The sequence below is a fragment of the Parvivirga hydrogeniphila genome (assembly GCF_023371205.1).
In the GTDB taxonomy this organism is placed as follows: Bacteria; Actinomycetota; Coriobacteriia; order Anaerosomatales; family Anaerosomataceae; genus Parvivirga; species Parvivirga hydrogeniphila.
The window spans coordinates 236,140-256,851 of the sequence record NZ_JAMCCO010000002.1; the positions used below are offsets into that span (position 1 = coordinate 236,140).

The 20,712-nt window shown below is 69.0% G+C and carries 18 protein-coding genes and 1 pseudogene; all 19 read right to left on the minus strand.

What is annotated here, in order from left to right; genetic code table 11:
- Positions 1 to 11: 11 nt before the first annotated feature.
- Positions 12 to 1,376, minus strand: a pseudogene (gene rho / locus MX659_RS06735) (transcription termination factor Rho); the annotation flags it as partial.
- Positions 1,355 to 2,017: a fructose-6-phosphate aldolase gene (fsa, locus tag MX659_RS06740; protein WP_267192707.1), complete on the minus strand. Its 663-nt coding sequence runs from the start codon at positions 2,015 to 2,017 to the stop codon at positions 1,355 to 1,357. The pseudogene rho and the gene fsa, both read right to left, overlap by 22 nt.
- Positions 2,014 to 2,973 carry an ATP cone domain-containing protein gene (locus tag MX659_RS06745; protein ID WP_323745509.1) on the minus strand — a complete coding sequence of 320 codons (960 nt, stop codon included), beginning with the start codon at positions 2,971 to 2,973 and terminating at the stop codon, positions 2,014 to 2,016. Before MX659_RS06745 ends, fsa begins: the two co-directional genes overlap by 4 nt.
- Positions 2,974 to 2,975: 2 nt before the next feature.
- Positions 2,976 to 4,316: a DUF1611 domain-containing protein gene (locus MX659_RS06750; RefSeq protein ID WP_267192709.1), complete on the minus strand. Its 1,341-nt coding sequence runs from the start codon at positions 4,314 to 4,316 to the stop codon at positions 2,976 to 2,978.
- A 1-nt stretch (position 4,317) separates the two neighbouring features.
- Entirely contained in the window at positions 4,318 to 5,115 is a 798-nt protein-coding gene (locus MX659_RS06755) for a metallophosphoesterase family protein (protein ID WP_267192710.1), read from the minus strand.
- Positions 5,116 to 5,211: 96 nt separating this feature from the next.
- Complete coding sequence (locus MX659_RS06760) at positions 5,212 to 5,994, minus strand: hypothetical protein (RefSeq protein WP_267192711.1); 783 nt, start codon at positions 5,992 to 5,994, stop codon at positions 5,212 to 5,214.
- Entirely contained in the window at positions 5,991 to 7,367 is a 1,377-nt protein-coding gene (locus MX659_RS06765; RefSeq protein ID WP_267192712.1) for an O-antigen ligase family protein, read from the minus strand. The genes MX659_RS06760 and MX659_RS06765 overlap by 4 nt, the downstream gene beginning before the upstream one ends.
- Positions 7,368 to 7,377: 10 nt before the next feature.
- Positions 7,378 to 8,298, minus strand: coding sequence for a homoserine kinase (thrB, locus tag MX659_RS06770; protein ID WP_267192713.1), 921 nt, complete (start codon positions 8,296 to 8,298; stop codon positions 7,378 to 7,380).
- The gene (locus tag MX659_RS06775; protein WP_267192714.1) at positions 8,295 to 9,584 is read right to left on the minus strand and encodes a homoserine dehydrogenase; all 1,290 of its coding nucleotides are present in this window, start codon (positions 9,582 to 9,584) and stop codon (positions 8,295 to 8,297) included. The genes thrB and MX659_RS06775 overlap by 4 nt, the downstream gene beginning before the upstream one ends.
- A gap of 72 nt (positions 9,585 to 9,656) precedes the next feature.
- Positions 9,657 to 11,021, minus strand: coding sequence for a diaminopimelate decarboxylase (lysA, locus tag MX659_RS06780; protein WP_267192715.1), 1,365 nt, complete (start codon positions 11,019 to 11,021; stop codon positions 9,657 to 9,659).
- 10 nt (positions 11,022 to 11,031) lie between these two features.
- Positions 11,032 to 12,735: an arginine--tRNA ligase gene (gene argS / locus MX659_RS06785; protein WP_267192716.1), complete on the minus strand. Its 1,704-nt coding sequence runs from the start codon at positions 12,733 to 12,735 to the stop codon at positions 11,032 to 11,034.
- Between the two features lie 105 nt (positions 12,736 to 12,840).
- Positions 12,841 to 13,305: a 23S rRNA (pseudouridine(1915)-N(3))-methyltransferase RlmH gene (locus tag MX659_RS06790; RefSeq protein WP_267192717.1), complete on the minus strand. Its 465-nt coding sequence runs from the start codon at positions 13,303 to 13,305 to the stop codon at positions 12,841 to 12,843.
- Positions 13,302 to 14,522, minus strand: coding sequence for a S1C family serine protease (locus tag MX659_RS06795; protein WP_267192718.1), 1,221 nt, complete (start codon positions 14,520 to 14,522; stop codon positions 13,302 to 13,304). Before MX659_RS06795 ends, MX659_RS06790 begins: the two co-directional genes overlap by 4 nt.
- 152 nt (positions 14,523 to 14,674) lie before the next feature.
- Entirely contained in the window at positions 14,675 to 16,042 is a 1,368-nt protein-coding gene (locus tag MX659_RS06800; protein ID WP_267192719.1) for an NADH-quinone oxidoreductase subunit N, read from the minus strand.
- Positions 16,039 to 17,505 carry a complex I subunit 4 family protein gene (locus MX659_RS06805; protein WP_267192720.1) on the minus strand — a complete coding sequence of 489 codons (1,467 nt, stop codon included), beginning with the start codon at positions 17,503 to 17,505 and terminating at the stop codon, positions 16,039 to 16,041. Before MX659_RS06805 ends, MX659_RS06800 begins: the two co-directional genes overlap by 4 nt.
- Before the next feature lie 3 nt (positions 17,506 to 17,508).
- A complete protein-coding gene (nuoL, locus tag MX659_RS06810; RefSeq protein WP_267192721.1) occupies positions 17,509 to 19,413 on the minus strand; it encodes an NADH-quinone oxidoreductase subunit L in 1,905 nt (634 codons plus the stop codon).
- Positions 19,414 to 19,416: 3 nt separating this feature from the next.
- Positions 19,417 to 19,740, minus strand: a complete 324-nt coding sequence (gene nuoK / locus MX659_RS06815) for an NADH-quinone oxidoreductase subunit NuoK (RefSeq protein ID WP_267192722.1) — start codon at positions 19,738 to 19,740, stop codon at positions 19,417 to 19,419.
- Entirely contained in the window at positions 19,737 to 20,237 is a 501-nt protein-coding gene (locus MX659_RS06820; RefSeq protein WP_267192723.1) for an NADH-quinone oxidoreductase subunit J family protein, read from the minus strand. The genes nuoK and MX659_RS06820 overlap by 4 nt, the downstream gene beginning before the upstream one ends.
- Positions 20,230 to 20,712 (minus strand): NuoI/complex I 23 kDa subunit family protein, encoded by a 483-nt coding sequence (locus MX659_RS06825; protein ID WP_267192724.1) that lies wholly within the window; start codon positions 20,710 to 20,712, stop codon positions 20,230 to 20,232. Before MX659_RS06825 ends, MX659_RS06820 begins: the two co-directional genes overlap by 8 nt.

A 20,712-nucleotide genomic window follows, 5' to 3' on the forward strand; every position in this document is an offset into this window, starting at 1 on the left:
CCCGCACGCCCCTACAGGTCGATGCCGTTCGTGACCCGCTTGTCCTCGGCGCGCTTGGCCATCTTCGTGAGAAACTCCATGTTCGACGAGGTCTGCTTGAGCCCCTTGATGAGCATCTCGAGCGCGCGCTCGGGCGAGTCGACGCCGTGCAGGATCCGGCGAAGGCCCCACACGAACGGCGCCTCCATCGGATCGAGCAGCAGCTCCTCCTTGCGCGTGCCGGAGGCCACCACGTCGATGGCCGGGAAGATGCGCCGGTCGGCCATGTTCCGGTCGAGGCGAAGCTCCATGTTGCCGGTGCCCTTGAACTCCTCGAAGATGACCTCGTCCATCTTCGAGCCCGTGTCGACGAGCGCGGTGGCGAGGATGGTAAGCGATCCGCCGTTCTCGATGTTGCGCGCGGCGCCGAAGAACCGCTTGGGCGGATACAGCGCGGTCGAGTCCACGCCGCCGGAGAGGATGCGGCCGGACGCCGGCGTCGCCAGGTTGTACGCACGGGCGAGACGCGTGATCGAGTCGAGCAGGATCACCACGTCGTAGCCGCTCTCGACGAGCCGTTTGGCGCGCTCGAGGACGAGCTCCGCGACGGCGATGTGGTTCTCGCTCGGCATGTCGAAGGTCGACGACACGACCTCGCCGTTAATGGAGCGCTCCATGTCGGTGACTTCCTCGGGACGCTCGTCCACGAGCAGGCACATCAGGTAGACCTCGGGGTTGTTGGCGGTGATCGCCGCAGCGATGTCCTTGAGCACAGTCGTCTTGCCCGCCTTCGGCGGCGAGACGATGAGCCCGCGCTGGCCTTTGCCGATCGGCGCCACGAGGTCGATGACGCGCGCTGTGATGAACTGGGGCCCGTGCTCCAGCCGCAGCCGCTGGTCAGGATAGACCGGCGTGAGGTCGCGGAAGTCCTTGCGGCTGCGCGCCTCCTCCGGATCGCGGCCGTTCACGCGATCGACCTTGATGAGCGCCGGGTACTTCTCGGACTCGCGCGGCGGACGCACCTGGCCATGCACCATGTCGCCGCGCCTGAGGTCGTGCTTGCGGATGAGCGACATCGAGCAGTAGACGTCCTTGTCGCCCGGCAAGTACCCGCTCGTGCGCAGGAAGCCGTAGCCCTCTGGCAGGACGTCGAGGATCCCGTGGACCTCGACGAAGCCCTCGGCGCGGACCTTGGCTTCGTAGACCGCCTCGACGATCTCGTCTTTCTTCTTCAGCGCCTTCGTGTCGACGTCGAGCTCCGCTGCCATCTGCCGGAGCTCGGCCACGGTCTTGGACGCGAGCTCTTCGCGGGTGACAGACGGTGCGACTTCCTGCGGTGCGCCGCTTCGGCGTCCGCGCTTGCGGGGGCGTGCGCTCATGCGTTCTTCACTCTCTCCCAGTCGGCAAGGAAGGCCTCGAGGCCTCTATCGGTCAGCGGGTGCTTCACGAGCTTCTGCAGCACGGCGAACGGCACGGTCGCGATGTCGGCCCCCATGAGGGCCGCCGCGACGACGTGCTGGTTGTGGCGGATCGACGCAGCGATGACCTCGACCTCGTGCTCGAAGACGTAGTTGCGCAGCGCGGCCACGATGTTGCCCAGGTGCTCGAGGCCGTCTTCGGAGATGTCATCGAAGCGTCCGACGAACGGCGAGACGTACCGGGCGCCTGCGCGTGCCGCCATGAGCGCCTGCGGGACCGTGAAGCACAGCGTCATGTTCACGGCGATCCCGCGCTCGGCAAGCGTCTTGGTGGCGGCGAGCCCCTCGGGCATCACCGGCACCTTCACGACGACGTTCGGCGCGATGGCAGCGAGCTCCTCGCCCTCGCGCACGATCCCTTCGCGATCGAGCGAGACCGTCTCAGCCGAGACGGGACCGTCGCAGATCTCGCAGATGCGCTTGATGTGCGCGTGGAAGTCCGAGAGCCGTCCCCCGATCTTCGCGTACAGCGTCGGGTTGGTCGTCACCCCCGCCAGCACGCCCCACGAGGCCGCTTCTTCGATCTCGCCGATATCTGCTGTGTCCAGGAAGAACTTCATGCCGTGTGCGCTCCTTCGTGCGTCTCGCCCGCTTCGCGGGGCCTTCTCTCCTCGTCGCTTCTGATCGCGGCGTTCACGATCAGCTCCAGCACTTCGGCCACCGTCTTGTCGAGCTGGTGGCTGTGCACGATGGGGATCCCGTGCTCCACCGCCAGGTCCTCGATGTACCTTCCGAGCAGCCGGATGTTCCCGAAGTTCGCCCGGTACTTCTCGAACGGCCTGGTGCCGTCCGTCTGTATCTCGCGGATGTAGAAGCGGCTCCTGTGCGCCTCTTCGTCGTCGACCGTGATCAGGATCTGGACGACGACCGCGTTGGAGAACTGCGAAGGTTCGATGTACCCGGGGACGATGTGCACGCCCTCCACCACGACGCTCTCGCCTTCGATGGTGGCGCGCTCCACGAGCGAACGCACGCCGGTCGCGACGACTGCGGTCTGCTCCCGGAAGCCGACGATGACCGGATTCGCCCCGTGAGGCACTGGAACCCGGAGCCCGCGCCACGCGTTGAACGAGGATTCGTAAATCGCCGGCATGAGCTCCCGTGCAAAGATACCACGCATGACCTCTCTGATGGAATCCGTCGACACGATCCTCGTGATGCCGAGCCGGTGAGCGATCTCCGTGGCGATGGTGGACTTGCCCACGCCGGTGGTGCCGCCGATCATGATCACGAGCGGCCGCTCCAGCTTCGAGAGCTCGATGAGCTTCACGTAGCGGTCCGCGTACTCGGCTCCTGCGTGCTCGCGCAAGACGCGCTCCGCCATCTCTTGGAGCTCATGCAGCGTGATCTGCCGGACGCCTCGCTCGACGAGCTCGTCTTGCAGGCGCTGGGCGGCCACGTACGCGCGCGCCGGCGACAGGCCGGTCGCGGTGAACGACTGCGTCATGAGCCCGCGGCTGTAGGGAAGCCCGTGCTTCTCGTCTTTGATGAGGATCGGCGGGACGGAAGGCGGCATCGTCACGCACCGCCCTTTCCACCGCGCTGACGGGCCTGCTCGGCAAGCGCGACGATGAGGCCATCGAGATCGTCGTCGCCGACGGGCTCTGGAACGTTGTCGGCGAGCACCGTCTTGATGCCCATCTCCTCTCCGAGAGCAGCGACGACGTCGACGGCCGCGGCCTTGAGCTCGGTGACGAACACGTCTGCCCTGCCCGCCACCGCTGCGACGTCTTCCCGCAGTCGAGCCCGGTTCGAGAGGTTGGGGCTTGCGGCGATCACGGTGCAGCCGTACGTTGCCTCCAGGTGCCGCGCAAGGTGCTCCAGCAGTGCAGCGGGCGCAGTGGACGCGAAGAAGACCCTCGCGCCCTCGATGGGCTCCAGGGGGCGCGGCCGGAAGACCACACGCACCACCGGGACGCCCGGGCGCAGCCGCTCGATCGATGCGACGAGCGCGTCTGTCTCTTCCGCGGACGCGACCGGCTCTTCTGCTCCGGCCACGACGACGCCGTGGGCCCGCGCGAGGCGGAACGGCCCGAAGTACCCCTCCACGTACCGCGGCCCCTGGCCAGCGCCGACCACGAGCAGCGTCGCGTCAGCCGCGACCGGCGGGATGGCGGCGCCGGAGCCTTCGAGGACCACGACGTCCTTGCCGAGGGTGTCCGCGAGCCGTGCGCCTTCCGCGACGTTGCTGAAGAACGTCTCGCCAGCGAGCCCTCCGCCGCACCGGCGGCATCCCACGGTGGTGACCCGGCTCATCATCGCGTCCTCGTAGTTGTCCGAAGCCGCGTGCTTGCCCTGCCTCGCGAGCTTGAGCAGATCGGCGGTGGTGAGCTCGATCTCGTCTCCCCGGATGAGCTCGGGGGCCACGGGGCCTCCCCTGCCCATCGCCACCACCACGACGTCGACGCCGCGCTCTTTCAGCCGCCGCGCGACGTGGGCCGAGACCGCCGTCTTGCCGACGCGCTTCCCCGTGCCGATGATCGCCAAAGCCGGCGTCCGCAAGTCGAGCTTGGCGCGCGGCGGCGAGAAGGTGAAGTCCGCGCCGCGGTACTCCACGCCGTGCGCGAGCGCGATCGACGCCAGCCGGAACCGATCGTCGGCAGAGAGGACCGGCTCGTCCGAGAGGTCCACCACGGCGTGCGGCCGGTACCGCTCGATGGCAGCTTCCAGCGCTTCGGCGGCCGATGCCGCGCGGATCACCGGGACGCCGTAGACCTCGTCGTGACCGGCGTCGACCTTCTCCGTTCCGCCGACGAACGCCGCCGTGACCACATCGAACTCGGAAGACAGCGCGGCGAGCGCCGAGCGGACGACCGGCGGATAGTGCTCACCGTCGATGAGAGCCACGACCGTGCTCACGTCAGCCCTCCTCGGTTCGGGAGACCGCCGCACGGCGCGGGACTTCGACGGTGCGCGTCGCGCGCGGGAAGTCGGCGACGACCTCAGGCGCGTCGAAGGGGCGCTTCAGGACGACCTTCACGCGGCTCTCGTGGATCTCCACGATGTTGTAGCACGCCTTCGCTTTGCCGCGCAGGCGGTAGGTGCACGCGGTGCCGGCGTTGACGACGACCATCTCTTCGAGCCTCCACACGTTCGGGACGTGCTTGTGCCCGCACAGCACCATGTCGCATCCGCAGTTGGTGAGGACGCGAAGCAGGTCGCCCGCGTCGTGCACGATGTTGCGCTCGCGTCCCGTTCCTGGCACCGGGAGCAGGTGGTGGTGGAGCGCGGCGATCTTGAACTCCTCCGGCTCCGAGAAGCGCTCCTCGATCCACCGGTAGCGCTCACGACCGACGCGGCCCGTGTCCAGGTCGGGTTCCGACGAGTCGAGACCGACGATCCGCACGCCGTCGAACGCGATCTCGTTCGAGCGCGCGCCGAAGAGCTCCTCGAAGTGCATGTCGCCCACGTTGCGCGCGTCGTGGTTGCCTGGCAGCACCATCATCCGCGACACGCGGATGCGCGAAAGGAGCCGCTTGGCGGCCTTGAACTCCTGCCGGAACCCCATGTCCGTGAGGTCCCCCGTGACCACGACCGCGTCCGGTGCAAGTTCGTTGATCTCGTCGACCACGCGCGTCGCCAAGCTCGGTATGTGGTACTGCGAGCCGAGATGCAGATCGGATACCTGCACGATGATGATCGGGAAGCGGTCGGTCACGGAATCCTCCCGGTCGCACGCGGTGTGAGGGGGACATGGGAGCGGGGACGTGCGTCTATTGTTCCCAGAACGGGGCCGCTTGCGTCAAGTGGGATCTCACGCGCGGGCAGCCGAGCCGTTCGTCGCCTTGAGCCACATGGCTTCCCGGACAGCGGCCGCAACCAGCCCGAGCACGAGCCCCAGAAGCGACGCGGTCGCGACGGACGAGCCCCGGCGGCGGGCCGGTGCGACGTCTTTCGCAGAAACGTTGCCGTTGTAGTAGTAGGTGGACCGCATCTGCCTGAGAGCGAGCTTGTCCTCGTACAGCTTCATGCGCATCTGCCACTGGGTGGCGACGATGTCGAGCGACAGCTCCGCGGTCCGCCGGCCAGAGGTACGGTTGTCGATGGCGCGCACCGCTGTCAGGCTCTTGTCCGTGTCCTCGATGCGCTGCTCGAGAGCGCGTATCTCCGCACCGCCCATCTCGATGGCCCGCTCGGCAAGAACGGTGGCTGCGGCCGTCGCTGCCTGCACCGCCTCGCTCTCGTTGCGCGAACGGAACCGCACGACCAGACGGCTCTGGGGATCGTCGAGCGTGTAGACCGCGAGCCCCGCCTTGAGCGCCTCGGTAGCCACGCCGGACGCCTCGGCCACGCGCGCCACGACGCTGTCCTTCTGCGCTTCTCGCATCACGTGGTCCGGCCTCGGCAGGTCGGGGTACTTCTGCAAGAAGCTCGAATCGATCGCGATGACCGCTTCGGCTTCGTACATCGGCGTGCCAGGCCGGCTGGCGAACGCGAGCGCAAGCGAAGCTCCGATCAGCACCACCACGAGAGGGACCCACCACTCGCGTCGGACCACCGCGTCCCACGAACGCTCGTCGGGTTGTCGCTCGGTCATCGGACGCTCGCTTCCTTGAAGCTCGCTGCGGCCGCGAACAGGCCGAACCAGATCCACAGGTACTCGAAGAACAGATAGTACTGGAAGAGGGACTCTACGACCAGGACGAGCGTCGCCGTTGACGCGGCAGCGGCGTACGGCTGCCATCCGGCGCGAGCCATCCGGCGACCGGCGGCGACGGCGGCCGCGAAGCACGCCGCGAGCGCGAGCAGTCCCACGAGCCCGGTCTCCGCGACGAACGACACCGGGACCTGGTGCGGATGCGTGATGCGCGGCAGCGCTCCGGGAAGGCGGTAGGCCGGGTACACGGTATCGTGCGCACCTAGCCCGATCCCAGCAGGCGCGTGCTCCACGAACATGCGCGCGTCGGACAGCGCCATGAGGTAGCGCGTGGAAAGCGAAGTCGCGCTCGCTGGCTGCAGGAGCTGTGCCATCCGCCCGTACACGCTTCTCGGAACGAACGGGGCGGCCGCGAGGACGACGACGAGCAGCGCAGCGGCCAGGACGTTCCGGCGCTTCGGAGGCGCAGTCGCCACGACGAACAGCGCCCCGATCGCAAGGCCGACGAGCGCAGATCGCGACGCCGTCACGAGCACGCCGGCTGCGCACACGCCTGCACCGGCCAGCCACGGCAGCGCCTCGCGCGCGCGCCTGGCATGCGCAGCCAACGCAGCTGCAGCGACCGCGCACGCCGAGAGGTAACCGCCCAGGAAGTTCGGGTCGCGGAAGAACGCTGCGGGACGGACGATCTCGTTGGAGAGGCTCAGCCCTTGCACGGCAGCGCGGCCGATCCCGAGGCCCGGGAAGAGCAGCTGCACGAACGCGACCCCGGCCATCGCGCACCCGACCACGACCAGAACGGCGTGCACCGCGCCGGCCCTGCGCGGCTTTGAAGCGGCGCTCGCGACCATCGCCGCGATTCCCCACATCAGCACGAGACGTGCACTCGTCGCAACGGTGAGCGCCGGGTCGGGCGAACCTGCAGCCGAGAGGAGGCCCGCGACGGGCAGTGCGGCCAACGCGGCGAGCAGCGGCGCTGCCGCCTTCGGCAGCTCAGGACCGCGCCCGAGCGAGCGGACGACCCATCCCGTGAGCGCGCCCGCAAGCGCCGCATGTCCCGGGGTGAGGGGCAGCCCGGCAGGGCCGAGGACCACCGCGTCGAACAGCGGAAGCAGGCACAGCCACACGAGCAGTCCTGCGTACGGCCAGACGACACCGATGGCGAACAGCACGACGGCCGGGAATCCGGCGGTCTGCGCCGCGCCGAGCGACCACTGCGGGCCCGCTGTCGCAGCCGCGGCCGCAGCGTACCCGCTCGCGAGCACGACAAGCGTGATACCGATGCGGCTCGCAAGCGGGCGTTCGGCAGGCACACGTCCTCCTTCAGCGCGCAGCGTGGACAGACGCCCCGTGCCGGTCTCCGCTCATCACGAGCGCGCGGCGTCCAGGGGGGAGCTTCAGGCTCCCCGCTGCGCTCCGTGCTCGCTCAAGGGCGTCCGCGTCGTCCGAACCGGTGAAGATGCCGAGCACCGTCGGCCCCGCACCTGACAGGACCGCCGCGTCGGCACCGGCCGCCAGCAACGCGGCGCGCGTCGCCCCTGCGTCGGGGACGAGCGCAGCGCGGTACCGTTCGTGCAAGAAGTCTTCCGCCCCCGCACGCACGAGCTCCCGCCGCCCCGTGGCCACGCCGAGGGCGAACAGCGCCGCCCGGGCCGCATTCGCGGCCGCGTCAGCGTGCGGCACCGTGGCGGGCAGCGCTCGCCGCGCCTCGGCCGTGGGCAGCTCGCGCTCGCTCAGCGCCGCGATGACGGCCAGGCCGATCGCCGGCTCGAAGTGCTCAGCCACGAACCCATCGGCCTCGCGATGCGCTATCACGAAGCCGCCGTGAAGCGCCGCGGCCGCGTTGTCGGCGTGTCCCTCGATCCCGCTCGCGAGCTGCAGTATCTCGCGAGCCGAGAGACCTGCGCCGACAAGCCCGTCCGCGAGCAGCAGCCCGCCGACGATCGCGGCAGCCGACGAGCCGAGGCCCTTGCCGACGGGGATCCGGTTCTGGCAGCGGACGTGCGCAGCGCCGCGGAACCCCACCGCATCGAAGACGCGTTTCGCCGCCACCACGACGAGGTTGCGCTCGTCGCGCGCGAGCTCGCTTTCGCCCTCTCCCGCGACTTCCACCGTCCACTCGTCGGCGAGCTCGGCTTCGAAGACGTCGCTGAGATCGAGCGCGAGCGCGAACGCATCGAACCCAGGCCCGAGGTTCGCCGAGGTGGCCGGAACGCTCGCGGTGGCTCTCGCCGGTCCGTTCACAGGCGCTCCACCCTGATCACGCTGGCGACGGCCTCGACCTTCTCGAGGCCCGCGATCTCGTCGAGGGCCGCTCGCACCGCGCGTTCCGAGGCCTCGTGGGTGAGCCACACGATCTCAGCAGACGCATCGCCGACCGCGCGCTTCTGGATCACTGACGCGAGCGAGACGCCGTGCTTGCCGAAGACCGCGGCGACAGACGCCAGCACGCCCGGCTCGTCCAAGACGTGCAGCCTGACGTAGTACCCCGTGACGAGCTCGCCGAGCTCGCGCACTGGCAAGTCCTCGGAGCAGGTGCAGCCCACGAGCGCGACGCAGCCCGTCTGCATGTGCCGCGCGACCTCGATCACGTCGCCGACCACCGCAGAGGCGGCCGGCAGCGAGCCTGCGCCCTCGCCGAAGAACATCGTCTCGCCCACCGAGTCGCCGACCACGTAGATGGCGTTGTACACGCCAGAGACCTTCGCCAGCGGATGGTCGGCGCGTATCATCGCCGGATGCACGCGTACGTCGATGCCCCCAGGCGTCCGACGTGCGACGGCCAAGAGCTTGATCGCGTACCCCATCTCCGCTGCGTACCCGATGTCGACCGGCTCGATCGAGCGGATGCCCTCCGCTGGGACCTGGCTGAACGTCACCCGCGAGTTGAACGCGATCGATGCGAGGATGGCGATCTTGGCGGCGGCGTCCAGGCCATCCACGTCCGCGGTCGGATCGGCCTCGGCGTACCCGCGCGCTTGCGCTTCTGCGAGCGCCTGCGCGTAGTCGAGCCCGTCTTCGGCCATGCGCGTGAGGATGTAGTTGGTGGTGCCGTTGACGATGCCGTACACCGCCTCGATCTCGTTGCTCACGAGCGAGCGCTTGAGCGGCAAGATGATGGGGATGCCGCCGCCCACCGCCGCCTCGAACATGATGTCGACGCCTGCCTGCTCGGCGGCCGCCATGACCTCCTGCCCGTGCGCGGCCATGAGCGCCTTGTTGGCGGTGACGACGCTCTTGCCGGCCTTGAGCGCGCCGAGCACCACCTCGCGCGCCGCACCGGTCCCCCCGATGAGCTCGATGACGATGTCGAGACCGGGGTCTGCGAGAAGATCGGCTGCATCAGTGGTGCACGCCTCGGCCGGCAGACCGAGCTCGGCGAACCGCTCAGGATTGCGATCGGCGAACCGCGCAAGCACGACGTCGACGCCGGCCCGCGTGACGAAGTCGTCGCGATGCCGTCGGAAGATCTCGACCACGCCGCTGCCGACGGTGCCGAGACCCACGAGCCCGACTCGGATGGTGCGCATACGTTCCTCCAGACGACGGATGTCCTCGCGGGTATTGTACCGGAGCCGCAGCGCTCGGCCGCCGCCAGCCGCTCAGCCGAGGTCGGTCGCCATGAGGTCGTCGTACGTCTCGCGGCGCACCGACCACCGCCACGACCCGTCGCGCACGAACACGATGCCCGGTCGGACCTGCTTGTTGTAGTTGCTCGACATCGAGTAGCAGTACGCGCCCGTGGCGCACACGCACACGACGTCGCCCACCTCCGGCTCTTGCAGCGGCGCGTCACGGACCACCACGTCGCCGCTCTCGCAGTGCTTCCCAGCGATGGTGACCACCACGGAGCGCGGCCGGTCGGCCTTGTTCGCGACGAGGGCCTCGTAGTGCGCGTCGTACAGCGACGTCCGGATGTTGTCGCTCATGCCGCCGTCGACCGCCACGTACGTGCGGATGCCCGGGATCTCCTTGATGGCCCCGACCGTGTACAGCGTCACACCGGCGTTCGCCACGATGCTTCTGCCCGGCTCGACCGCCATGCGCGGCACCGCCAGGCCGTGCTTCTCGCACTCCTCCTTGATGCCGTCGACGACGACCTTGCCGAAGTCCTTGATCGACGAGGGCTCGTCCGGCACGCCGTACTTCACGCCGAGCCCGCCGCCCACGTCCAGCATCTGCACGACCGCACCGGTGCGGTCGCGGATCTCGCGCATGAACGCCACCATCACCTCGATGGCCTTCGCGAAGCTCTTGAGCGCAAAGATCTGGCTGCCGATGTGCATGTGCAGCCCATCGAAGTCCACGCCAGGAAGCGCGAGCGCCCGCTCGACCGCCTCCATCGCGAGCCCTTGGTTCAGCCCGAAGCCGAACTTCGAGTCCTCGGCGCCCGTCATGATGAAGTCGTGGGTGTCCGCCGCGATGCCGGGCGTGACGCGGATGAGCACCTTCTGCGTGAGGCCGCGTTCGACGGCCATCGCAGAGATGCGTTCCAGCTCCACGAAGTTGTCGACCACGATGCGGCCGACCCGCGCATCCAGGCACTCGGCGAGCTCCTGCGGCGTCTTGTTGTTGCCGTGCACCTGCACGCGCTCAACCGGGAAGCCCGCACGAAGCGCGTACGCGAGCTCGCCGCCGGACGCGCACAGCAAGCAGCAGTCCTCTTCCTCGATGATGCGCACCATGGCGAGCGTGAGGAAGGCCTTGCCCGCGTACACCACGTCCACGTCAGGCCAGTGGTAGCGTGTCCAGCGCACGTACTCGCGGAGCTGGTGCCGGATGGTGGCCTCGTCCATCACGTACAGCGCCGTGCCGGCCTCGCGCGCGAGCGCGACAGTGTCCACCCCGCCGATCCACAGGTGCCCGTCGCGCACCTCTGCGGTCATCGGCAGCACCGCTGCGAGGTCGGCGGCGGTGCGCTGGTCGGGCTCTGCCGGCGGACGTGGCGCGGACGGTCGTGCGGACATCGGGCCTCCTTCACATCCTCACGGGCGCACTCACGCCGAGAAGGCCGAGCGCGGCCGCGATCGCGAGCCGCGTCGCGTCGCACAGCGCCAGCCGCGCAGCGCTGAGCGCAGGCGCCTCGGGGTCGACGACGCGGCAGACCGTGTAGAACTGATGGAACGCGGTGGCGAGGTCCTCTGCGTAGCGCGTGATGCGATGCGGAGCCCGCTGCTCGGCCGCACCCGCCGCGACTTCCGGGAACTCCGCGATCTTGCGCAGCAGCGCGAGCTCGGCGTCCTCTGAGAGCAGCGCCAGGTCGACGTCTGCGGGCACGAGACGCGCCGCGAGCGCGTCGACGTCGGACGCCCCTTCCTCGCCGGCCGCCTTCCGCAAGATCGAGCAGATGCGAGCGTGGGCGTATTGCACGTAGAACACCGGGTTCTCGTTGGTCTGCTGCTTCGCAAGCCCGATGTCGAAGTCGAGCGATTGGTCGGTCGAACGACGGAGGAAGAAGTAGCGGGCCGCGTCAGCGCCGACTTCGTCGAGCAGCTCCTCGAAGGTGACCATCTCGCCCGTCCGCTTGCTCATGCGCACGACTTCGCCGTTGCGGAACAGGTTGACCATCTGCCCGATGATGACCTCGAGCTGTCCAGGGAAGCCGAGGGCAGAGCACGCCGCTTCCATGCGCTTGACGTACCCGTGGTGGTCGGCGCCCCACAGGTCGATGACGCGGTCGAAGCCGCGCACGCCGAACTTGTCCCAGTGGTACGCGACGTCTGCCGCGAAGTACGTGTACGAGCCGTCGGCCTTCACCAGCACGCGGTCCTTGTCGTCTCCGAACGACGTCGAGCGGAACCACACCGCGCCTTCGTGCTCGTAGACGTGGCCGGCCTCGCGAAGCCGCCCGATCGCGCGCTCGATCTCGCTCGGGCCTCCGTCTGGCGCTGGAGCGTGCAGCGCGCGCTCCGAGAACCACACGTCGAAGTCGACGCCGAACGCGTGCAGCACGCGCTTGAGGTGCTCGAGCACCTGGGTGTACGCGCGCTCCTTGAAGTGCGCCTCGCGCTCCGCGGCCGGCCGATCGGCCCACGCCTCGCCTTCGTCCTCGAAGATCTCTCGGGCGATGTCGGTGATGTAGGCGCCGCGATAGCCGTCCTCTGGGAACTGCACCTCGCGGCCGCAGAGCTCCATGTAGCGGGCAGAGACGCTCGCAGCGAAGATGTCCATCTGCACGCCGGCGTCGTTCACGTAGAACTCGCGCTCGACGTCGTAGCCGGCGTGCTCGAGCAAGCGGGCGATGCTGTCCCCGAGCGCGGCCCAGCGGCCGTGCCCGACGTGCATCGGACCGACCGGGTTCGCCGACACGAACTCCACCTGCACACGCTCGCCCCGGGGCGGCTGCGCGCCGTACCGCTCGCGCTCGCGGCGGACCCGCTCGACCTCGCGCTGGAACACTGCAGGAGCGAGACGGACATTGATGAAACCAGGGCCCGCGACCTCGACGGACGCGATGTCCGGATGCTCAGCGATGCGAGCGGCGATGAGCGTCGCAAGGTCGCGCGGGGGCCGGCCGGCCGCTTTCGCGGACTTGAGCGCCACGTTCGTCGCCCAGTCGCCGTGCGACGGGTCGCGCGGCCGTTCGACCTCGATGGTGGGCGGCTCGGCGAACGAGACATCCCCGGCTTCGATTGCGCGCGCTACGGCCTGCGCGAGCATGCGTTCGACGACGTCACGCACCTGCGGCTCTCCTTCGTCCTGGCTTCCGTGTGGCTGTCCAGGATACCGCAGGGACCACCTGACACCAAATGGCGAGAGCCGCGCCTTCGCGTCGGGCGGGCGTGCCTACCGGTGGTACGGCTCGCCGCGCACGATGCGGAAGGCGCGGTAGACCTGCTCCAGCAACACGACGCGCGCGAGCTGGTGCGGCAGCGTCATCTTCCCGAGCGACAGCACCTCGTCGGCCCGCTCGAGCACGGACGCGTCGAGGCCCGCGCTCCCGCCCACGACGAACGCCAGGGTCGAGCGGCCGCCGAGCCCGAGCGCCGACAGCCAGGACGCGAACTCCTCGGAGGTGCGTTGCGCTCCGCCGGCATCCAGCGCGACCACGTGCGCGCCATCGGGAAGCGCGCGCAGCACGCCTTCTGCCTCCGCACGCCGCGCACGCTCCTCCCCGCTCGCGAGGTCGCGATCGGGGACCTCGATCTCGCGCAGGTCCGCGTACGGCCGCAGCCGCTTGAGGTACTCGTCGGCCGCCGCGCGGAAGTACGGCTCTTTGAGCTTCCCGACCGCGACGATGGCGATCCTCATCGCCGCCCCGTGTCCGATGCGAGCGTCGCTTCGAGCGTGAGCCGCTTGGAACCTCGCACCACTACGACCTCCACCTTCTCGCCCACCTTGTGCGATCGCACCGCGGCGAACACGTCCTCGACGCTTTGGACCGTCGCGCTGCCGATGCGCACGATGATGTCACCAGGCCGAATGCCCGCGGCTTCGGCAGGCGAGCCGGGCACGACGCTTTGCACGTACGCGCCGGCCGACACCGGCAGGCCGAAGCGCTCGGCGGTGGACTCGTCGATGGTCGCTGTGCCCACGCCGAGGAACGGGTGCGTGGCGCGCCCGGTGGCGATGATCTCTTTCGCGACGCCCATCGCGAAGTCGATCGGGATGGCGAAGCCGATGCCTGCGAATGCGCCAGAGGTCGACTGGATGAGCGTGTTGATGCCGATCACGCGGCCTTTCGCATCGCACAGCGCGCCTCCGGAGTTGCCCGGGTTGATGGCGGCGTCGGTCTGGATGAGCGAGGTGTACGCCGTCAGCCCGCTTTCGCTCTCAGCGATGCTCGACCGGCCGAGCGCCGAGATGATGCCGGACGTCACCGTCTTCTCGAGCCCCCACGGGGCACCGATGGCTACAACCGGCTGCCCCACGCGCAGATCCGAAGACGAGCCGATCTCCGCCGCTGGCAGCCCCGTGCGGTCGACCTTCACGACGGCGAGGTCCGTCGACGGGTCCGTGCCGACCACGGTCGCCGTGCAGTCCTCGGCGCCGATGGTCACGACAAGACGGTCGGCCCCGGCAACCACGTGGTTGTTCGTGAGGATGTAACCGTCCGGCCGGACGATCACACCGCTGCCGTTGCCGACGGCGCGCGCCACCGTGCGGCCGGTGTACGGATCGAACCGCAGCTGCTCGATCTGCACGAACACGACCGAAGGCGTCGCTTTGGCCGCTACCGCCTCAGCGAACGCCACGTCCCCGGTGACCTCGATGCTCACCGGCGCGCTGCGCGCCGCCGGCTGCCCAGAGCCGGACGGTTCGACCCGCTGAGCGGGCACCACGAGCGTCAACAGCACGACCGCGGTGAGCGCAGCGCCCACGACCACGCCTGCAAGCCCGAAGAGGAACGAGCGCCTGGCTGCGTCCGTGCGCGGTGGCTCAGGCGCCGCTGGCGTCGACGGGATCCACACGGGCGGCGGCGCGATCGGCGAAGCCGGCTCGTGAAACGTGGTGTCGTCGTCAGACATCTGCCACCTCCGAGAAGCGAACGGTGCATCTCTCGCGCTGTTGTGTCCGCGCGAACGATGATACCCCCCCGCACGAGCGTAGCGCAGGCGGCTTCCCAAGCTCTTCACTGAATCTTCGCGGCCTGGACAGAGCTGGCGTGGATCGGGAGGCCCTACCCGCCTACGCCCGGCAGCGAGAGCGCGCCGGCGGACGCGAGGACGACGGCGAGGAGCAGCGTGGCAGCGGTCGCGATGCCGATCGTCAGACCGGACGTCCAGCCTGGCCGCACCCGCTCTTCGGACGCGATCAGCACCGCCTGTCCGAAGAACGCCTGCCGTATGAGCTTGAAGTAGTAGCCCGCGGACACCACGCTCATCACCACAGCGACGACGACGAGCGCCGTCCGCCCGGCATCGAGCGCCGCGCCGAAGACGGCCACCTTGCCGAAGAAGCCCGCCATGGGCGGCACGCCCACGAGCGAGAGCAGGAGCACGACGAGCGCCCACGCCACCGCCGGCCGCCGCTGGACGAGGCCGCCCCAGTCGTCGATAGCCGTCCCCTCTTCGCTCGCGACCACCATCACCGCGAACGATGGGACGGCGTAGATGATCGCGTACGCAAGCGCGCTCGCGCTCCCCGCGCCGAGGGCGAGCAGCACGTAGCCGCTGTGCGCGATGCCCGAGTACGCCATCAGCCGCCTGACGTCGCGCTGCGGGTAGGCGCCGAAGTTGCCGAGCAGCATCGAGGCGAGCGCCGCCGCCCCGAAGTACAGCGGCAGAAGGTCGCCTGCAGAAAGCGCCGCCGACAGCCTCAGGAGCGCCGCGACCCCCGCGATCTTCGGGACGGTCGACACGAAGGCAACCGCCGAGGCAGGAGCCCCCGCGTACGCGTCAGGCGTCCAGAAGTGGAACGGCGCCGCCGAAAGCTTCGCGAACATCCCGCTGAGCGCGAAGACGATGGCGAACGAGCCCAAGAGCCCCTCCGGCGACAGCGCCCCTGCGTGATCGAAGCGCGTCGTCCCCGAAAGGCCGAAAAGCAAGGAGAAGCCGTACAGCATCACGAGGCTCGTCGTCATCGAGAGCAGGTAGTACTTCAGCGAGCCCTCGAGCGCGCGGGCGTCCGAACGCTCGTAGCCCATCATGACGTATGCCGGCATTGTGCCGAGCTCGATGGCGATGAACAGCGTCGCGAGGTCCTGCGCCGAAGCCATCAGCATGCCGCCGAGCGCCGCGAACTGCGCGAACGCCGCCATCTCTCGCGTCCGCTCGATGCTCGAGCCCGACAACCACAGCAGGTACAGCGCCGTGAGCGCGCTCACCGCCACGCGCGCATCGCGCGCTATCGCGTCGTACGCGAGCGTGCCCCCAGCTATCGGCCGCGTCACGCCGATGGCCGCTGCCGACAACGCGGCCGCAAACGTGAGCGCCGCTCCCAGCCGAGCGCCCGTGCGGTCGCCGCCGGGCAAGCGCTCGGCGAAGAGCGCTGCGAGCGCTCCTACAAGGACGAGCGCTTCAGGCACGAGGACGGCGAGCTCGGTCACGATCCCATCACCTTCTGTGCGAGCTCGGCCGCCGCCGGCGCGACGTAGCGCAGAAGCGAGTCCCACCACACGCCGACGGTGAGCGTGAGCGCCGCGAGCGGCACGAGCACGCCGATCTCGCGGAGCGTCAGGTCTGCGATGCCTGCGACCGCTTCCGACGGCTCGCCCAGCACGACGCGCTGCACCATCGTCAGCATGTACGCCGCCGCAAGCAGCACGCCGACGGCCGAGACGATCACCCAGCCGCTCGGCACGAGCGCGGACTTCCATGCGCCGAGGAGGCTCAAGAACTCGCCGACGAACCCCGAGAGCCCTGGCAGCCCGAGCGATGCGAACGACGCGAATGCGAGCAGACCGCCGGCGACCGGCACCTGCACCGAAAGCCCGGAGACGTCCTCGATCATGCGGGTATGCGTGCGCTCGTACACCATGCCGACGAGCAAGAACAGCATGCCCGTGACCACGCCGTGCGAGAACATGACCGCGACGGCCCCCGAAATCCCTTCAGGCGTGCCCGCAGCGATGCCGAGCATCACGAAGCCCATGTGCGAGACGCTGGAGTACGCCACCAGCTTCTTGAGGTCCGTCTGCGCGAACGCGAGCGCCGCGCCGTACACGATCGAGATCGCGGCGAGCGCTGCGACCACCGGGGCCCACGCGCGCGACGCTTCGGGGAGGATCGGAAGCGCTGCACGGATGAAGCCGTACGTGCCCATCTTGAGCAGGATGCCGGCGAGCAGGACAGATGCCGCCGTCGGCGCCTCGACGTGCGCGTCAGGCAGCCAGGTGTGCAGCGGGAAGACCGGCACCTTCACGGCAAAGCCCAAGAAGAACGCGGCGAACACCCACATCTGGAACCGCTCCGGGAAACCGCGGCCAGCAAGCGCCACCATGTCCAGCGTCCCTCCTGCGGGGTGCAGGTACAGCGCGATGATGCCGACGAGCATGAACACCGAGCCGAACAGCGTGTACAGGAAGAACTTCAGCGAGGCGTACTGGCGCCGCGGCCCGCCCCACCACGCGATGAGGAAGTACATCGGCACGAGCACGAGCTCCCAGAACACGTAGAACAACACGAAGTCGAGGGCGACGAACACGCCGTTCATCCCGACTTCGAGGAGCATAAGAAGCGCGAAGTACGTCTTCGGACGCTCGGCGACGTTCCACGAAGCGACCACCGCGAGCACCGACAGCAGGGCCGAGAGGGCCAGCATCGGCAACGACATGCCGTCGACGCCGAGGTGGTACTCGCTGCCGATCTGCGGGATCCAGCGGGCCCGCTCGACGAACTGCATCCCCGCATGCGGGTCGAATGCCGCCACCAGCCACACGGTGAGCGCGAGGACCATGCCCGAAGTGACGAGCGCGAGCGCACGCGACGCACGAGCGCTCGGCACGAGCGCGCACACCGCAGCACCCGCGAGCGGAAGGAAGACGATGGCAGACAGCAGATGGGAGGTCACAGCTCAGACCCCTTTCACGACGAGCAGCACCATGACCAGCACGATCGCGCCGAACATCAGCGCCTGATACGCCTGCACGCGTCCGACCTGCACAGCGCGCGCACGTTCGCCTCCCGCCACGACCGCCGCCGCAGCGCCGTTCACCGCGCCGTCCACCACGGTGGCGTCGAACCAGGAACCGATGCTGGAAAGCACGCGCCAGAGCCGGCCGGCCCCGTTCACGACGGCGTCGATGACGCCGAGGTCGAAGCGGGCGAGCCGCTCAGCGAGCCTCGCGTACGGCTTGACGATGAAGTGGTCGTAGGTGAGGTCGAAGTACAGCTTGAGCGTGAGCGCGGTATACAGCGCACCGGCGCGCTCCTTGAGCGGGCGTGTGTTCAGGACCATCGTCCGACGGCCGTACACCCACCAACCCGCAGCGAGCCCTGCGACGGCGACGCCCACAGACAGCGCAGCCACGCCCGGCTGCGGCCACGGAATCTCGTGCCCGAGGAACTCGCCGATCGCCGGTCCGGCGAACCCGATGACGGCCGTGATCGCGGCGAGCACGACCATCGGCGCCAGCATCTCGACGTGCGCCTCGCGCAGCCCCTCAGTCTGCGGCGGACCTGTGAACACGCGGAAGAACAGCCGCGCGACATAGAACGCCGTCACGAAGGCCGCGACGAGCGCCACAGCAAGCGCGAGGTACTGGTGCTCGTGCACGAGCACGGTGAGGATCTCGTCTTTGCTGAAGAAGCCGGACAGCGGCGGCACGCCGGCAAGCGCAAGCGCGCCGGCACCGAAGGCGGCTGTCGTCACGGGCATGTGCTTGGCCAGACCGCCCATCTCTCGCATGTCTTGCGTGTGCGCCGCGTGGATGATCACGCCTGCGCCCAAGAACAGCAGCGACTTGAAGAACGCGTGCGTCACGAGGTGGTACATCCCGGCGGCGAACCCGCCTGCCCCGAGCGCCACGAACATGTAGCCGAGCTGGCTTATCGTCGAGTACGCGAGGACCTTCTTGATGTCGTGCTGCACGGCTGCGAGCAGGCCGCCTACAAGCGCCGTGAGCGCTCCCACCACGAGCGTGACGGTGAGCGCCACGCCGCTGGCCTCGAAAATCGGCAGCGCTCGGCCAACGAGGTACACGCCTGCCGCCACCATGGTCGCCGCGTGGATGAGGGCCGATGCGGGTGTGGGACCCGCCATCGCGTCAGGCAGCCAGACGTGCAGCGGCAGTTGCGCAGACTTCCCCATCGCGCCGAACAGGAGCAGGAGCGCCACCGCAGTCGCGGCCTTCGGCTCCCACGCGTGCCCGTGAAGCACCGTGGCGAAGTCGAACGAGCCGACGGTCGCGTACATGACGAGCAGACCCAGCAAGAAGCCGATGTCGCCGACGCGCGTGGTGAGGAACGCCTTGATGGACGCGGTCCTTGGCCCCTCTTGCTGGTGCCAGAAACCGATGAGCAGGTACGAGCACAGGCCCATGACCTCCCAGGCCATGAACAGCTGTAAGAAGCTGTCGGCCAGCACGAGCGTGAGCATCGCCGCGGTGAACAAGGACAGCACTGCGAAGTACCACCCGATGCGGTCCTCGCGGTGCATGTATCCGATCGAGTACACCTGCACCGCCGTCCCGACGACGGTCACGACGAGCGCCATGAGCGCGCCTGTCGGATCGACGACGATGCGGAACGGCAGTGCTGCATCGCCTACGTGCGCGAAGGCCGTCGCGAACGCGACGACCGGCTCGACCTCGTGCCCGCCCGGCCACACCTGCGCGAACGCAGCGGCCGCAAGCGCGAGCGAGCCGAACACGGCTGCGACCGAGAGCGGCACGAGGCGGTTGCGCCACGCGCGCGGAAGCGGTGCGAGCACCGCGAACGCCAGCGCGGGAAGAAGCGGTATGAGCGCCACGTAGCCCACGGCCTACCCCTTCAGCTCTTCCATCGCCTCGAGCTCGATCGTCTTCTTCTGCCGGTAGATCGCCAGCACGAGCGCAAGGCCCAGGCCGATCTCCGCGGCGGACACCACCATCGAGAACACCGCGAAGTACTGCCCCGTCATGGCCGCCGGGTCGGTGAAGCGCGAGAGCGAGACGAGATTGAGGTTGACCGCGTTGGCCATCAGTTCGAGCGACATCAGCACCATCACGGCGCTCTTGCGCGAGAGCGCGCCGTACAGGCCGAGCGAGAACAGCACGGCCGATAGCGCCATGAACTGCGCCGCGCCCGCCGGCGCACCGATCGTCATCGCCGGTCACCTCCCGACCACCACACGGCTCCCACCAGCGCCACGAGCAGCACGAGCGACGCGATCTCGAAGGGGACGGCCCACTCGGTGAACAGCACGCGGCCGAAGTCGGCCATCGTCGGCACCGACTCGGGCATCACCCCGACCGGCAGGGGCGCTCGCGAGATGGCGAGCAGCATCGCGCCGCCGAAGAGGGCCGCAAGCGCAAGCGCGCCCCACCCTGGCTCGAACGGCCGTACGGCGTCCTCCCTGCGCCGCAAGGTCAGCATGATCGTGAACAGCACGAGCACCGACACCGCGCCGGCGTACACGAGCGCCTGCACGAGCGCGAGGAACTCCGCGTCGAGCAGAAGGTACAGGCCGGCCGTGGCCAGCATCGTCTCGAGCAGCCAGAGCGCAGCGTGCACCACGTTGCGCGTCGAGAGCATCATCACCGCCCCGCCGATGCTCGCGAACGCCAGAAGGAAGAACGCGACGCCGTTGACGGTCTCAGCCATCAGCACGATCACCCGCCTCGTCCGAGACAGCGCCTTCAGACTTCGCCTTTTCTTCGCGGTGCTTGGCGGCGCTCGCCGCGTCAACGTCCTGAAGCAGCGTCCGGCGCAGGCCCGCAGGATCGGTCACCGCCAGCTCGTACTCGTGGCTCATCTCGATGGCGTCGAACGGGCACGCCTCGACGCACAGGCCGCACATCATGCACGCGCCGAGCTCGTAGTCGAAACGCACGATGTGCTTGGACTTGTCCTCGCGCGTCTCGACGTCGAGCGAGAGGATGTGGTCGGGGCAGGTGCGGACGCAGGTCATGCACGCCGTGCAGCGCGGCGAACCGTCCTCGAACCACCGCGGTGCGACGGCCCAGCGCGCTCGCTCGGGAAGCTCGACCTTCTCGTGCGGGTACTTCACGGTGATCGGCCCGCGCAGCATGTTGCGCATCGTGATGCGGAGCCCGTTGATGAGTCCTGCGCCCCACAT